15 protein-coding genes are annotated in these 14,873 nt (G+C 62.6%); 10 read left to right on the forward strand and 5 right to left on the reverse strand.

Annotated features, from left to right (window positions below; all coding sequences use genetic code 11):
* Positions 1-34: 34 nt before the first annotated feature.
* Both BGO64_RS04060 and BGO64_RS04065 read right to left on the reverse strand, forming a co-directional pair.
* A complete protein-coding gene (locus BGO64_RS04060) occupies positions 35-475 on the reverse strand; it encodes a GNAT family N-acetyltransferase (RefSeq protein ID WP_010675667.1) in 441 nt (146 codons plus the stop codon).
* A gap of 117 nt (positions 476-592) precedes the next feature.
* The gene (locus BGO64_RS04065) at positions 593-1,843 is read right to left on the reverse strand and encodes a methyl-accepting chemotaxis protein (protein WP_010675666.1); all 1,251 of its coding nucleotides are present in this window, start codon (positions 1,841-1,843) and stop codon (positions 593-595) included.
* A gap of 100 nt (positions 1,844-1,943) precedes the next feature.
* Here BGO64_RS04065 and BGO64_RS04070 point away from each other — a divergent pair, with 100 nt between their 5' ends.
* The 9 genes from BGO64_RS04070 (at position 1,944) to BGO64_RS04110 (ending at position 11,628) form a co-directional block, all read left to right on the forward strand.
* Entirely contained in the window at positions 1,944-2,696 is a 753-nt protein-coding gene (locus BGO64_RS04070; protein ID WP_286700226.1) for a potassium channel family protein, read from the forward strand.
* A gap of 152 nt (positions 2,697-2,848) precedes the next feature.
* On the forward strand, positions 2,849-3,454 hold the full coding sequence (locus tag BGO64_RS04075) for a TIGR04211 family SH3 domain-containing protein (protein ID WP_010675664.1): 606 nt from the start codon (positions 2,849-2,851) through the stop codon (positions 3,452-3,454).
* Positions 3,455-3,619: 165 nt separating this feature from the next.
* Entirely contained in the window at positions 3,620-4,399 is a 780-nt protein-coding gene (gene nudC, locus BGO64_RS04080; RefSeq protein WP_286700227.1) for an NAD(+) diphosphatase, read from the forward strand.
* A 139-nt stretch (positions 4,400-4,538) separates the two neighbouring features.
* A complete protein-coding gene (hemE, locus tag BGO64_RS04085; RefSeq protein WP_286700228.1) occupies positions 4,539-5,606 on the forward strand; it encodes a uroporphyrinogen decarboxylase in 1,068 nt (355 codons plus the stop codon).
* A 151-nt stretch (positions 5,607-5,757) separates the two neighbouring features.
* The gene (locus BGO64_RS04090) at positions 5,758-6,687 is read left to right on the forward strand and encodes an ROK family protein (RefSeq protein WP_286700229.1); all 930 of its coding nucleotides are present in this window, start codon (positions 5,758-5,760) and stop codon (positions 6,685-6,687) included.
* 50 nt (positions 6,688-6,737) lie between these two features.
* Positions 6,738-7,748, forward strand: a complete 1,011-nt coding sequence (gene epd, locus BGO64_RS04095; protein WP_041211676.1) for an erythrose-4-phosphate dehydrogenase — start codon at positions 6,738-6,740, stop codon at positions 7,746-7,748.
* 66 nt (positions 7,749-7,814) lie between these two features.
* Positions 7,815-8,978, forward strand: a complete 1,164-nt coding sequence (locus BGO64_RS04100) for a phosphoglycerate kinase (RefSeq protein ID WP_010675659.1) — start codon at positions 7,815-7,817, stop codon at positions 8,976-8,978.
* Positions 8,979-9,093: 115 nt separating this feature from the next.
* On the forward strand, positions 9,094-10,173 hold the full coding sequence (fbaA, locus tag BGO64_RS04105) for a class II fructose-bisphosphate aldolase (RefSeq protein WP_010675658.1): 1,080 nt from the start codon (positions 9,094-9,096) through the stop codon (positions 10,171-10,173).
* Between the two features lie 153 nt (positions 10,174-10,326).
* Positions 10,327-11,628, forward strand: coding sequence for an NAD(P)/FAD-dependent oxidoreductase (locus BGO64_RS04110; protein ID WP_286700230.1), 1,302 nt, complete (start codon positions 10,327-10,329; stop codon positions 11,626-11,628).
* A gap of 20 nt (positions 11,629-11,648) precedes the next feature.
* Here BGO64_RS04110 and BGO64_RS04115 read toward each other — a convergent pair whose 3' ends face one another.
* The 3 genes from BGO64_RS04115 to cutA form a co-directional block, all read right to left on the reverse strand.
* A complete protein-coding gene (locus tag BGO64_RS04115; protein ID WP_039040544.1) occupies positions 11,649-12,074 on the reverse strand; it encodes a hypothetical protein in 426 nt (141 codons plus the stop codon).
* 124 nt (positions 12,075-12,198) lie between these two features.
* Positions 12,199-13,977, reverse strand: a complete 1,779-nt coding sequence (locus tag BGO64_RS04120; RefSeq protein WP_286700231.1) for a protein-disulfide reductase DsbD — start codon at positions 13,975-13,977, stop codon at positions 12,199-12,201.
* On the reverse strand, positions 13,974-14,291 hold the full coding sequence (gene cutA, locus BGO64_RS04125; protein WP_010675653.1) for a divalent-cation tolerance protein CutA: 318 nt from the start codon (positions 14,289-14,291) through the stop codon (positions 13,974-13,976). Before cutA ends, BGO64_RS04120 begins: the two co-directional genes overlap by 4 nt.
* A 183-nt stretch (positions 14,292-14,474) precedes the next feature.
* On the opposite strand from cutA, the gene BGO64_RS04130 reads away from it, so the two are divergent.
* Complete coding sequence (locus BGO64_RS04130) at positions 14,475-14,816, forward strand: hypothetical protein (protein WP_286700232.1); 342 nt, start codon at positions 14,475-14,477, stop codon at positions 14,814-14,816.
* Positions 14,817-14,873 lie beyond the last annotated feature (57 nt).

Below are 14,873 nucleotides of genomic sequence, written 5' to 3' on the forward strand. Positions count from 1 at the left end.
GTGATCCGGCGACGGATCTGGCGATCGGCCGGGCTCAGGGACGCCGGTAGATCTCGGGGTCGTAGATTTCCATCAGGCTGCCGGGGCTTCTCGGCGGAACAAAACCGAAGCCGGCGTAGAGGCCGTGGGCATCGGAGGTGGCGAGAGAGAGACGGCGCAGCCCTTGCAGCTCCGGGTGGGCGAGGATGGCTGCCACCAGGGCCTTGCTGTGGCCGCGCCCGCGATGTTCGGGCAGCACGAAGACGTCGGCGAGATAACCGAAGGTGGCCTTGTCGGTGATGACCCGGGCGAAGGCGACCTGCTGGCCGTCGAGATAGGCTCCGAAGCACAGGGAGTGGTTGATGGCCCGCTGCAGGGTGGCGAGGGGAATGCCGAGGCACCAGTAGGCCTCTTCACTGAGGAAACGGTGAATGAGCGGGACGTCGAGGCGCCCCTTGTCGTCGCTTATCTCAAGCGCACGTTCTGTGGTCTGCATCCTGGCTCCTTGCCGTGATGAAAAAAGAAAGGCCCCTAAGGGGGCCTTCCAGTGTACTCAAATCACGACCTCAGGCCAGCCTGAAGGTTGACGACGGGCGCCAGCATCAGGCCAGCATCAGGCTAGCTTGAAGGCCTGGATATGGCTGTCCAGCGTCTGGCTGTGGTGTTCCACCAGTTCGGAGGCATCTTTCAGCTCCCGCAGCACCACGACGGAGCCTTCCACCACCTGTTTGACCTGCTCCAGGTTGGCATTCATCTCCTCGGCGACCGAGCTCTGCTGCTCGGAGGCGGCGGCGATCTGGCGGTTCATGTCGGCCACTCCTTGCACCCGTTGCACTATGGTGTCGAGCTGGGTGCCTGCCTGGGTCACCTGCTCCACCCCCTTGTCCGCCTGCTGCACGCTCTCGGCCATCAGGCCGACGGCCTGGCGGGCGTTGCCCTGAAGCTGCTCGATCATCTTCTGGATCTCGACGGTGGCCGCCTGGGCACGGTTCGCGAGTTCGCGCACCTCGGAGGCGACCACGGCAAAACCGCGACCCGCCTCACCGGCGCGGGCGGCCTCGATGGCGGCGTTCAGGGCCAGCAGGTTGGTCTGCTCCGAGATGCTGCGGATGGTGTCCACCACGGAGCCGATGCGATCGACCCCGTGCTCCACTTCGTTGACCACGGTGGAGGAGCGCTGGATGTTGCCGGAGAGAGTGTCGATGGTGTTGACGGTAGCCGCCACGCAGCGGCTGCCCTCCTCGGCCAGCTGGCTGGTTTCGGCGGTGGCGTGGGACGCCTGCTCCGCGTGGTTGGCCACTTCTCGAATGGCACCTACCATCTGGCTCATGGCGCTGGCAAGCTGCTCAATCTGGGTGAACTCCTCGTTGATGGCCTCGTTCGCCTCATCCATGCAGAGAGTCACCTGGGAGGCGATCTCGTTGAGCTCCTTGCAGGCGGCACGCTGGGTCCCGAACACCTCCTTGAGGTTCTCCTGGGAGTGGGCTACCGCCTTGGCGATGTCGCCGAACTCGTCCCGGGACTTGAGCAGCACGCTGTGGCTGAGATCCTTGTTGGCGAAACGCTCCAGCAGCCCCACCAGGTAGTGGACCTGCTTGACCATGAGGCGGGAGCCGGTGAGCAGCAGCACCACGAAGACGACCCCCATGAGCGCCGTCTCCACCAGCCCGGTCCAGAGCAGGCGATCGGCGATGGTGTTGGCCATGGCGGCATCAATGCCCTCGCTGAGCAGGGTCGCTTCCAGGTTGCTGGCATCGAACCAGAGTTTGGCCAGCAGCAGCAGGGTGCTGAACACCATGAGCAGCACCACCTTGGGCACCAGTCGGATGTTGCTCATGCGCCTCTCCAGCGGGTTCAACTGCATAATTTTTCTCCTTTCAACGTCCATTATTCCTTTGCCGTCATAGCTATCGGCATTATCTTCCTTTTTATTAATTTGCACCGTGCTTAAAGTTGGAAAATGTATGCGACATCACTTAACTCATTTGCGTACCATGGATCTGCTGATGGGGTTTCTCTCCGTGATTTCGGTTTGCCTGGTGGCTGCTCGCTGGCAGGGGCACGGTGAACTGAGCCCCCAGACTTTACAGCTCTTTTATGATGTCGACAGTCTGATCTGCTACTTCTTCCTCGCTCACTTCGCCTATGGCTGGGCGCGCGCCTCCGACAGGATGGCCTTCTTCAAGAGCAACTGGTTCTATCTGCCCGGCAGCCTGCCCATGGTGGAACAACTGCGCTGGGCGCGGCTCATCCAGCTGTGGCGGGTCTACCAGTTGCTCCGGGACAGACCGGATCTGCTGGCCATGTTCCGTCGTGAACGCAACGAAACCACCCTCTCCGGCATTCTCTTCCTCTTCTTCCTGTTGCTGGGGGTCGGCTCCGGCGTCATGTACTGGCTGGAAACGGGGCAACCCGGCAGCCAGATCCAGACTCCTTACGATGCCTTCTGGTGGACGCTGGTGACCCTCTCTACCGTGGGGTACGGGGATCTGGTGCCCAAGACGGAGGAGGGGCGCTTCGTCGCCAGCCTGCTGATCCTCTTTGGAGTGGGGTTGTTTGGCGCCCTCAGCGGCTTCATGGCCAGCCTGTTCGTCCATCCCGGCAAGACCAACGATGACACCGCGGTGTGGCGACGCCAGCAGAGCGAGCAGCAGGCGCAACTGCTCAAAGAGCTCAAGGCCCTGCGCGCCGAGGTGCAGGCGCTGAAACAGAAGTAGGTGCGACGTCTGGAATGGTCGCGTGGCAAACCGGCGGCGCTGCGAGACAGCTCTCACTCGGGGAGATGGCGCTTTTCTTTGCTTGTCCTTTGACCCGCAGGCGGCTTAACATTCGGCCTGCAACCTAATCCAACGAAGAGAATCGATCGACCATGCGCGCCCTTCTCGGGATCCTGATCTGCTTGTGTGCCCAACAGGCACTGGCCGATACCCGCTATGTTTCAGACAACATCTTTACCTATATCCACAACGGTCCGGGTACCCAGTACCGGATCCTCGGCAGCGTCAAGGCCGGTGAGCCGCTGGAGGTCAAGGCGGTGAACCAGGAGGCCGGATTCACCCAGGTGGTGGACGGTCGTGGCCGCGAGGGCTGGATCAAGAACAGCGAGCTGCAGGGGGAGATCAGCCTGCGTGAACGCCTTCCCCAGGTTCAGAAAGAGCTGGACGAAGCCAAGGCCCGTCTGCTGAACCTCAATGGCGACAACGAGAAACGCTTCGCCGAGAAGGATGGCAAGATCGCCGAGCAGAGCAAGGAGATCGCCAGCCTCAAAGCCCGTCTGGACAGCCAGAGCGCCGAGATGAGCAGCCTCAAGGAACAGAACGACGCCCTGACCCAGAGCTATGACAACCGTGAGCACGACATGCAGATGGACTGGTTCATCCGCGGTGGTGCCATGGTGGGGGGCGGCATCCTGCTCGGGATCCTCCTGCCCATGCTCCCGCGCCGTCGCAAGAGCAGCGAGCGCTGGATGAACTGATCGCCCGGGTGGTCAACAGGATGAAAGGTCGCCAGAGGCGGCCTTTTTTCATGGTGTGTCTGGCGAGAAGAGGGCCATGTCGGGGGTCGCCATCGGCCCTTCCCGCTCGTAAGATGAGGCGAACGATCCTGTGCCGCGCGCATTCTCAACAAGAGCCTTCATCATATGTCATCAACTGAACAGGCCTTCTGGTTCGTGCTGGGGGGCGATCACCTCGTCCTGCTGGATGAACAGGGGCGCATTCCACAAGGGCCCCGCGCCGTTTTGCCCACCCATCTGCACACCGCCCCCTTCGAGCGCTTCGACGAGTGGGACGGCCTGCCTTGCCATCTGCTGGATCTGGGCGCGGAGGCGGAGACCGGGGCCATGGCCCCGCTGCGCCAGCTCATGGTGGCGGGGGACGAAGAGGGCTTTCGCCTCGCAGGACGGGCCTGGCAGCTCGCCACCTTTCGCCGTACCCATCGTTTCTGCGGTGAGTGCGGCGCCCCCATGACCCCGAGGGAAGGAGAGTGGGCCCAGGGGTGTCATCACGGCCATGTCGTCTATCCGCGCATCTCCCCCTGCATCATCGTCGCGGTGCGCAAGGGGCCGGCTATCTTGCTGGCAGCCCACCGCCGTCACTATCAGGCGGATGATCCCATGTATACCGTGCTGGCCGGCTTCGTGGAGGCAGGGGAGAATCTGGAGCAATGTGTGGTGCGGGAGGTGTTCGAGGAGAGCGGCATCCGGGTGACCAATGTGCGTTACGTGGCGAGCCAGCCCTGGCCCTTCCCCCACAGCCTGATGATGGGCTTCACCGCCGACTACGAGAACGGCGAGATCAAGGTGCAGGATGACGAACTGGTGGCGGCAGGGTTCTTTGAGGCTGACCGGCTGCCGCGCTTGCCCCCTCATGGCACCATAGCGCGCCGGCTCATCGAACAGTGCCTCGCCGAGGCGCGTTGAGGGAAAACGGGGGCGCTTGTATGCGCCCCCTCACATCTTTGCACTCCTGCGGCGATGTGCGGCGTCAGGGGCGCCCTCAGCCTTGCACAAAGTGGTATCATGTCCGCCATTTTATGCGTGACATGACTCAGGAACTGGGATGAAAGAGCTGAAGAACGATCGATACCTGCGTGCCCTGCTGCGCCAGGAAGTGGACATGACCCCGGTATGGATGATGCGTCAGGCTGGCCGTTATCTGCCGGAATACAAGGCGACCCGCGCCGTTGCGGGGGATTTCATGTCCCTGTGTCGCAACGCCGAGCTGGCCTGTGAAGTCACCTTGCAGCCCCTGCGCCGCTATCCACTCGATGCCGCCATCCTCTTCTCCGACATCCTGACCGTGCCCGATGCCATGGGGCTGGGCCTCTACTTCGAACACGGGGAAGGCCCGCGCTTCGAGCGCCCGATCACCTCCATGGCCGACGTGCAGGCCCTGCCCATCCCGGATCCGGAAGACGAGCTCGGCTACGTGATGAATGCGGTGCGCACCATCCGCCGCGAGCTCAAGGGCGACGTGCCGCTCATCGGCTTCTCCGGCAGCCCCTGGACCCTGGCCACCTACATGGTGGAGGGGGGCAGCTCCAAGGCGTTCACCAAGATCAAGCAGATGATGTATGCAGATCCGCAGACCCTGCACCTGCTGCTCGACAAGCTGGCGGACAGCGTGATTAGCTATCTCAACGCCCAGATCAGGGCGGGTGCCCAGGCGGTCATGGTGTTCGATACCTGGGGCGGCGTGCTCACCCCGCGGGATTACCGCGACTTTTCCCTGCAGTACATGCACAAGATCGTCGATGGCCTGATCCGTGAACATGAGGGCCGCCGTGTGCCGGTCACCCTGTTCACCAAGAACGGCGGCCAGTGGCTCGAACAGATCGCCGCCACCGGCTGTGATGCCCTGGGGCTGGACTGGACCACCGACATCGCGGACGCCAAACGCCGGGTGGGCGACAAGGTGGCGCTGCAGGGCAACATGGATCCCTCCATGCTCTACGCCAGCCCGGCTCGCATCCGTGAAGAGGTCGCCACCATTCTGGCCGGTTTCGGTCATGGCAACGGTCATGTCTTCAACCTGGGGCACGGCATCCATCAGGATGTGGACCCGGAACATGCCGGCGTGTTCGTCAACGCGGTGCATGAGCTCTCCGCCCGATACCACGGTCGCTGAGGGCGGCATACAGCGTGATGAACGGGGCCTGCGGGCCCCGTTTTGCTGTCCGTGACACAGGGGGCTGCATCCTGGTCGCGGCTCGGGTTACACTGCACCCCCATGTTGGCCGTCGTGGCCGGGATGGGGTCGTTGAGGGGCAGGAGGCTGGATGGAGAAGCGGGCGTGGGATTGGGGCATCGACCTTGGCGGGACCAAGTGCGAGTGCGTGGTGCTCGATGGCGACGAGGTGTTGCTGCGCCACCGCATTCCCACTGAACGGCACGGCGGCTACCAGCACATGCTGGGCCAGATCGCCAAACTGGTGGACGAGTGTGCCGCCAAACTCGGTCAGCGTCCTGCACTCATCGGCATGGGGACGCCGGGGGCCCGGGACCCCCAGACCGGGCTGCTGAAAAACAGCAACACCACCGAGTTCAACGGCAAGCCGCTCAAGGAAGATCTGGAGCGCAGGCTGGGCGTCCCCGTGCTCATCGCCAACGACGCCAACTGTTTTGCCCTGGCGGAAACCCATCTGGGGGCGGTGCGCCAGCAGCATCCCGATGCAAAAGTGGTGTTTGGCATCATCATGGGCACCGGGGTCGGGGCCGGCATCGTCATCAACGGCCAGATCCTCAACGGTCACCACGGCATCGCCGGGGAGTGGGGGCACAACGTCCTGTTTCCGGAGGGGCCAGAGTGCTACTGCGGCAAGCGCGGCTGCGTCGAAACCCTCATCAGCGGCCCGGCGCTGGAGGCCTGGTACGAGGCCAGGACCAAACGCCGTCTCTCGCTCGCCCAGATTGCTGCGGCCAGTGCCCATGATCATGTCGCCAGGCTCACCATGGACAGGTTGCACCTGCTGTTCGGCCAGGCCCTCGCCAACGTGATCAATATTCTCGATCCGGACGTCATCGTCATCGGTGGCGGCGTGGGCAATGTGCAGAGCCTCTATCGCGCCGGGCGCGAAACGGTATTGCCCTTCCTGTTCAACCCCCGTTTCGCCACCCCCATGATAGCGCCGGCCCTGGGGGACAGCGCCGGGGTATTCGGTGCCGCACTGCTGGCCCGCGGCGTCTTTCGCGAGGCACTGCTCTCGTGAGTCGCCCCTTCCTCCCATCCCTTTGTCGCAGCTAAGGACACAACGTTTCCATGATCAAGATTGCCATCAACGGCTATGGCCGCATCGGCCGCAACGTGCTGCGGGCCCTCTACGAGAGCGGCCGCGACAAGACCATCAAGATAGTGGCCATCAACGAGCTGGCGGCCCCCGAGGCCATGGTGCACCTGACCCGCTTCGACACCAGCCACGGCCGCTTCCGCTATCCGGTGCAGCTGGCGGGCAACAGCATGCAGGTGGGGGAGGATCTCATCGCCCTGTTTGCCGAGCGGGATCCGTCGAACTTGCCGTGGCGGGCGCTGGGGGTGGACGTGGTGCTGGACTGCACCGGGGTGTTTGGCTCCCGGGCCGATGCCGAGCTGCATCTGGGGGCGGGAGCGGGCAAGGTGCTCTTCTCCCATCCGGCGGACGCGGATGTGGACGCCACCATCGTCTACGGGGTCAACCACCAGGTGCTGACCGGGCGGGAGCGGATCGTCTCCAACGCCTCCTGCACCACCAACTGCGTGGTCCCCGTCATCGAAACATTGCATCGAGAATTCGAGATAAATTGTGGTACTATTACGACAATTCATTCGGCCATGCACGATCAGCAAGTCATCGATGCCTATCACGGCGACTTGCGCAGAACCCGGGCAGCCAGCCAGTCCATCATCCCGGTGGACACCAAGCTGGCAAAGGGGTTGGAACGTATCCTTCCCCACTTCGCCGGCAAGTTCGAGGCGATCGCGGTGCGGGTACCCACCATCAATGTAACCGCCATGGATCTGAGCATTACTGTTCGTAAAAAAGTGACAGTTAGTGACGTAAATCAAGCCCTGCAACGGGCATCCAGAGGTACATTACACGGTATTCTGGACTACACGGAAGAGCCACTGGTCTCCGTAGACTTTAATCATGATGCACACTCCTGCATCATTGATGGTACCCAGACTCGGGTCAGCGATGCCAACCTCGTCAAGATGTTGATGTGGTGCGATAACGAATGGGGCTTCGCCAACCGCATGCTGGATACCACCCGGGCCATGATGGCCGCAGGCTGAAAGTCTGCACCGGGCGCAAGGTTACTGTTTTTTTAACATTACCTGAAAATATATAGAGGACTGAATATGTCTGTTATCAAGATGACCGACCTGGATCTGGCGGGCAAACGCGTTCTGATCCGTGCTGACCTGAACGTGCCGGTAAAAGACGGCAAGGTCACTTCCGATGCACGTATCGTTGCGACTCTGCCGACCATCAAGCTGGCTCTGGAAAAGGGCGCCAAGCTGATGATCACCTCCCACCTGGGTCGTCCGACCGAGGGTGAATACAACGAAGAATTCTCCCTGGCTCCGGTTGTCAACTATCTGAAAGACGCACTGTCCTGCCCGGTTCGTCTGGCCAAAGACTACCTGGATGGCGTAGACGTCGCCGCCGGTGAGCTGGTTGTGCTGGAAAACTGCCGCTTCAACAAAGGCGAGAAGAAGAACACCATCGATCTGGCCAAAAAATACGCCGCCCTGTGTGACGTCTTTGTAATGGATGCGTTCGGTACTGCTCACCGCGCCGAAGGTTCTACCTACGGTGTGGCCCAGTTCGCGCCGGTTGCCTGTGCAGGCCCCCTGCTGGCCGGTGAACTGGAAGCCCTGGGCAAAGCCATGCTCAAGCCCGAGCGCCCCATGGTTGCCATCGTGGGCGGCTCCAAGGTCTCCACCAAGCTGACCGTGCTGGAATCCCTCTCCAAGATCGCTGACCAGCTGGTGGTCGGTGGTGGCATCGCCAACACCTTCATCGCTGCTGCCGGTCACAACGTCGGCAAGTCCCTGTGCGAGCACGATCTGATCGACACCGCCAAGAAACTGGCTGCCGAAACCAACATTCCGGTGACCACCGACGTGGTTGTGGGTAGCGAATTCTCCGAATCCACCCCGGCCACCATCAAGTCCGTGTCCGACGTGACTGACGGCGACATGATCTTCGACATCGGTCCGGATTCCGCCAAGGCCCTGGCCGACATCATCATGAACGCCAAGACCATCCTGTGGAACGGCCCGGTCGGCGTGTTCGAGTTCGACCAGTTCGCTGAAGGCACCAAGGTGATCGCCGAAGCCATCGCCGCTTCCCCGGCCTTCTCCATCGCTGGCGGTGGTGACACCCTGGCTGCCATCGACAAGTTCGGCATCGCCGACAAGGTCTCCTACATCTCCACCGGCGGCGGCGCCTTCCTGGAGTTCGTAGAAGGCAAGGTACTGCCGGCTGTCGCGATTCTCGAAGAGCGCGCCAAAGCCTAATTGACCCGGGACGGGGGGCAAAAGCCTCCCGTTTCGTTTATCATGTGGCCGCTGTGCCGGTTCATGATGAACCCCCCACTTTTTATTAACGGCATACGAGACAGGACGATTAAACATGTCTAAGAAAATTTTCGACTTCGTAAAACCCGGCGTGATCACTGGTGATGACGTTCAGAAAGTGTTCGCCATCGCCAAGGAAAACGGCTTCGCTCTGCCGGCCGTCAACTGCGTCGGTACCGACTCCGTGAACGCCGTGCTGGAAGCTGCTGCCAAGGTCAAAGCCCCGGTTATCGTACAGTTCTCCAACGGTGGTGCCGTGTTCACCGCCGGCAAGGGTCTGAAGCTGGAAGGCCAGCAAGCTGCCATCCTGGGTGCCATCTCCGGTGCCAAGCACGTGCACGCCGTTGCCGAAGCCTACGGTGTACCGGTGATCCTGCACACCGACCACGCCGCCAAGAAGCTGCTGCCGTGGATCGATGGTCTGCTGGACGCGGGCGAGAAGCACTTTGCCGAAACCGGCAAGCCGCTGTTCTCCTCCCACATGCTGGATCTGTCCGAAGAGTCTCTGGAAGAGAACATCGACATCTGCTGCGAGTACCTGACCCGCATGGCCAAGATGAACATGACTCTGGAGCTGGAACTGGGCTGCACCGGCGGTGAAGAAGACGGCGTGGACAACAGCCACCTGGACCAATCCTCCCTGTACACCCAGCCGGAAGACGTGGCCTACGCCTACGAGCGTCTGTCCAAGATCAGCCCGCGCTTCACCATCGCTGCCTCCTTCGGCAACGTGCACGGTGTGTACAAGCCGGGTAACGTCAAGCTGACTCCGAAGATCCTGGACAACTCCCAGAAGTACGTCTCCGAGAAGTTCGGTCTGCCTGCCAAGTCCCTGGACTTCGTGTTCCACGGTGGCTCCGGCTCTACCCTGGAAGAGATCCGCGAATCCATCTCCTACGGCGTGGTGAAGATGAACATCGACACCGACACCCAGTGGGCGACCTGGGAAGGCGTGCTGAACTTCTACAAGTCCAACGAAGCCTACCTGCAAGGCCAGCTGGGCAACCCGGAAGGTGCCGACAAGCCGAACAAGAAGTTCTACGATCCGCGCGTATGGCTGCGTGCCGGTCAGACTTCCATGATCGCGCGTCTGGAGAAGGCCTTCTCCGACCTGAATGCCATCGACGTACTGTAATTCGCAGCACCTTGATTGCATGAAAAGGCGCCCTTCGGGGCGCCTTTTGCATTTCTGTGATCCTGACGGGCTGGATTGGGGATGGGGGGCTGGGTATTATCGATGACACCCGTTTAATTTAGTAAACGAATGCAACCAGGCAGGATGCTGAGCATGCAGACAGGAAGACAGGGACATCAGGAACACACGGCCTCCTATTACGCGGCCACTCGCAACGACCATCGGCAGTGGCCCGAGCTCAGTGGTGAGCTGGATGCGGACGTCTGCGTCATCGGTGGCGGTTTCACCGGCCTCAACACCGCCATCAACCTGGCCGATGCCGGTTACAAGGTGGTGTTGCTGGAGGCCAACCGCATCGGCTGGGGAGCGTCGGGGCGCAACGGCGGCCAGCTGATCCGCGGCATCGGCCACGACACCAGCCAGTTTGCCCGCTGGATTGGCGAGGCGGGCGTGCGGGAGCTGGATCTCATGGGGATCGAAGCGGTGCAACTGGTGCGCGAGCGGGTCGAGCGTTTCAATATCGAGTGCGATCTCACCTGGGGCTATTGCGATCTCGCCACCAAGGCGCGCCACCTGAAGGGGTTCGAGGAGGATGCCGAGCACCTGGCGAGCCTGGGTTATCGGCACGCACTGAAAATGGTGGCGCGGGAGGAGATGCACACCGTGGTCGGATCGGATCGCTATATCGGCGGGATGATCGACATGGGCTCCGGTCACCTGCATCCTCTCAACCTGGCCCTCGGCGAAGCGCGTGCGGCAGCCAGTCTCGGGGTCTCCCTGTTCGAACACTCAAGGGTGACCCACATCGAATACGGCGAGCGGGTCGAGGTGACCACGGCCCACGGCCGGGTCAGCGCGGACTACCTGGTGATCGGCTGCAACGCTTACCTGGGCGACCTCCAGCCCGATCTCGGGGGCAAGGTGCTGCCAGCGGGCTCCTACATTCTCGCCACCCAGGTGCTGGAGAAGCGCCTGCGCCAGCGCTTGCTGCCACAGAACATGGCGGTGTGCGATCAGAATGTTGCGCTCGACTACTATCGGCTGTCGGCGGACGGTCGCCTGCTGTTCGGCGGGGCCTGCAACTACTCGGGGCGCGATCCCAAGGACATCAAGGCGTTTATGCTGCCCAAGCTGCTGCGGGTTTTCCCCGAGCTCGCGGGTACCGCCATCGAGTTCCAGTGGGGGGGCATGATAGGCATAGGCGCCAACCGGCTGCCCCAGATAGGCCGCCTCGAGCAGCATCCCAACGTCTTCTATGCCCAGGCCTATTCGGGCCATGGCCTCAATGCCACCCACATGGCGGGCAAGCTGGTGGCGGAGGCGATCAAGGGGGAGAGCCGGGGCTTCGATCTCTTCAGCAGCGTGCCTCACATGACCTTCCCGGGTGGCCCGGCGCTGCGCTCTCCATTGCTGGCGCTCGGGATGCTCTGGTATCGGCTGAAGGATCTGCTCTAGGGGGAGGGCGGGGTTCGGGATTATCCCTGCTGCGTCGCGTCTGGCTCGGCCAGGCGCCAGCCCTGCTCCGTCTTCATCATCCAGACCTGGGTCTCCTGCGCCAGGGCCTGGCCTGCCTCGAAGTCGCCATATTTGCGCTCGAGCTCCATCAGTCCCATCTCCTGCTGGAAGGGGCCGACCCTGTCATAGACGAGATCCTCGTCGTGCAGCACCTGCAACTGATCCAGTCCCTGCTTGAAGTGGAGCTGATAGCTCACCTTGACCAGATAGACCCCCTCCATCCGCTCCTCCTTGCCGAGCACGGCGAAGTCGCGGATGTCGAACAGGTCAGCATCTGTGCCCGCCTGCAACCTGGCGGTCACCTGGCTTTGGATGGTCTCTTCACCAGGACCTGCGTTGCAGCCATAAAGCCAGAGGGCCAGCAGGGGGATGAACCACTTTTTCATCAAAACTCCGGACGAACGAGACGGGAAAGCGCAAATATTGCCACGGCGTCGGTCATATACAAGGGATTGCCAGAAAAATGGCGGTCAAACCGGGGGCCCACACGGTTGCACGGGCCACCCGGTATCAGCGCAGCTTGTCCAGCTGGCCGAGAAATTCGACAGGCCCCATGAAGCCGGTCACCCGCTGGCCGTTCACCTCGTTGCCATCGCGATCGAAGAAGATGAGGGTCGGCAATCCCAGCACGTTGAGGCCGTTGAGCAGATCCACGTCGGCGTCGTCGTTGGCGGTGACGTCCGCCTGCAGCAGCACCATCTCGCTGAAGCGCGCCTGTACATCGGGGTCGCTGAAGGTCTTGTGCTCGAACTCCTTGCAGGCCACGCACCAGTCGGCGTAGAGATCCAGCAGCACCGGCTTGCCGCGGGCGGCGGCGAGCTGCACCTTAAGATCGTCCAGGGTCTTGATGCGGATGAATCGGGGGGCCTGGGTCTGGGCGGCGGCATTGGCCCCCTCGGGTGGCAGCAGCAGATCCTTGCCCACCACCACCAGACCCATCATCGCCAGCAGCAGGACGAAGCCGCCAAGGCTCTTGCCCACCGAATGGGCGCGATGCTGGTTGTGGTGATAGAGATAACCGCACAGCACCAGCCCCCAGCCGAGCCAGAGCAGGGTGGCCACCTGATCGCTCAGGAGCCTTGAGAGCAGCAGGATGGGCACCGCCAGCAGCGCAAAACCGAAGAGTTGCTTGATCACATCCATCCAGGCGCCGGCCCTGGGCAGCAGCTTGCCGCCAGAGGTGCCGAGCAAGAGCAGCGGCAGCCCCATGCCCAGGGAGAGGGCATAGAGGGCCGCACCGCCGAGCCAGAGGTCGCCACTCTGGGCCACGTAGATGAGGGCCCCGGAGAGCGGCGCCGTGGTGCAGGGAGAGCAGACCAGTCCCGAGATCATGCCCATGATGGCGACGCCGGCCACGGATCCGCCCTGCTGGCGGTTGGAGAAGCCCGAGAGACGGGTTTGCAGGCTGCTCGGCAGTTGCAGGGTGTAGAGCCCGAACATGGAGAGGGCGAGCAGCACGAACATCACCGAGAGGCCGATGAGCACATAGGGGTGCTGAAGGGCCGCCTGGAATTGCAGGCCCGCCGAGGCGACGACGAGCCCGAGCAGGGTATAGGTGACCGCCATCCCCTGCACATAGACGAAGGAGAGCAGGAAGGCGCGACGGGTGGAGAGGCGATGCCCGGCCCCGGCGATGATCCCGGTCAGGATGGGATACATGGGGAAGACGCAGGGGGTGAAGGCGAGGCCGAGACCCAGGGCGAAGAAGGCGGCGACGCTGATCCAGAACCCCTGGCTGCCGAGGGCGGCCGCCAGCCTGTCCTGCTGGCTGCCCGGCCCGTCGGTGCCCTGAAGGCTGGCCGCCGCTTCCGCCTGGGCGGGGGCGGCGAGGGGCTCGACGGCGATCCGCTTGTCGGTCGGTGGGTAGCAGAGTCCCTCGGTACAGCCCTGGTAACTCAGAGTGAGGCTGGCCGCGTCCCCGACCCGGGTCAGCGCCACGGGGATCTGCACCTCCTGGTAATAGACCCGGCTCTTGCCGAAGAAGTCATCCTCGTGCTCGGTGCCGGGGGGCAGGACGGGCTCGTCGAAGGCGAGGTTCTCTCCCTTCACACGGATGCTGTGGCGATAGAGGTAGTAGCCGTCAGCGATGCGTATCCGGAGCAGCAGCCGATCACCCTGTTGTTCGCTCTCGAGGGCGAAGGCCTGATCCACCTTGAGGAATCTGGGCTGGGTCTCGATGCCGAGGCTGCCGAGCAGATCCTGGCTGCTGGCCCGGGCGGGGGCCGTCGTCAGGACGCAGAGCAGGCCCAGCAGCATCAGCAGGAAGGAGAGGGGGCGAGAGGCGGTCATGAGGTCTCCTGTGTCAACCAGTCGAGATAGGCAGGGTGGCCCTGGCTTGCCGGGAGCGCCAGGATCTCCGGTACCTCGTAGGGATGGTGGGCGAGAATGCACTGGCGCAGGGGTTCGAACAGAGCGGCCCGACTCTTGATGACGAGCTGGATCTCCCGGGTTCGTTCCGTCTTGCCCTGCCAGCGATAGACGGAGGTGACCCCGGGCAGCTGGTTGATGCAGGCGGCGAGGCGCTGGTCGAGCAGCTGCTCGCAGAGGCGGTCTGCACTGGTCTCGTCGGGGCAGGTGCAGAGCACCAGAATGGCGTCGGTCATAGGGATGGACGGTCTCGGCAACGGGGCGCACGGGCCCCCTGGATCAGCCGTTACTATACCGGGCCGGGGGGCAAATAGCACCCGGCCCCCCGCACCCGGAATAAGTCATGCGCCCGAGATGGACGCTGTGAAAAGGACAGGGCAGAATGAGCGGGCTTGTTCCAATTCTACGTAAGGAAATGTATGACCCAACAGAATGAGCAGCAGAGAAACCGCATGTTGAGCCTGTTGCGTGAAGGGGAGCGCCGCATGCTGGTGCAACTGGCCGGTCTGCTGCGTACCAGTGTCGACGAGATCAATGCGGAGCTGGAAAAAGAGGAGCTGTTGTCGGCGTTGGAGCAACCCATCACGGTGGAGTACCTCAACGGCGTGGTGCAGCATCATCTGTTCGAACGCCTGCACAAGGGGGACATGGTGGCGGCCCAGCGCATGCTGAACCAGTACCAGAGCGACCTCGAAGCCATGATGCGCCAGGAAACCAGGCAGGACGACACCCCGCCGGAAGAGGTCACGGCCCAGGCCTGACCCCGCGAGGCCCTCTTCAGCACCATCATGCCATCGCATGATGGTGCCTCGCCCTTA

The sequence above is a fragment of the Aeromonas sp. 62-46 genome (assembly GCF_001898585.1).
Taxonomy (GTDB): Bacteria; Pseudomonadota; Gammaproteobacteria; order Enterobacterales; family Aeromonadaceae; genus Aeromonas; species Aeromonas caviae.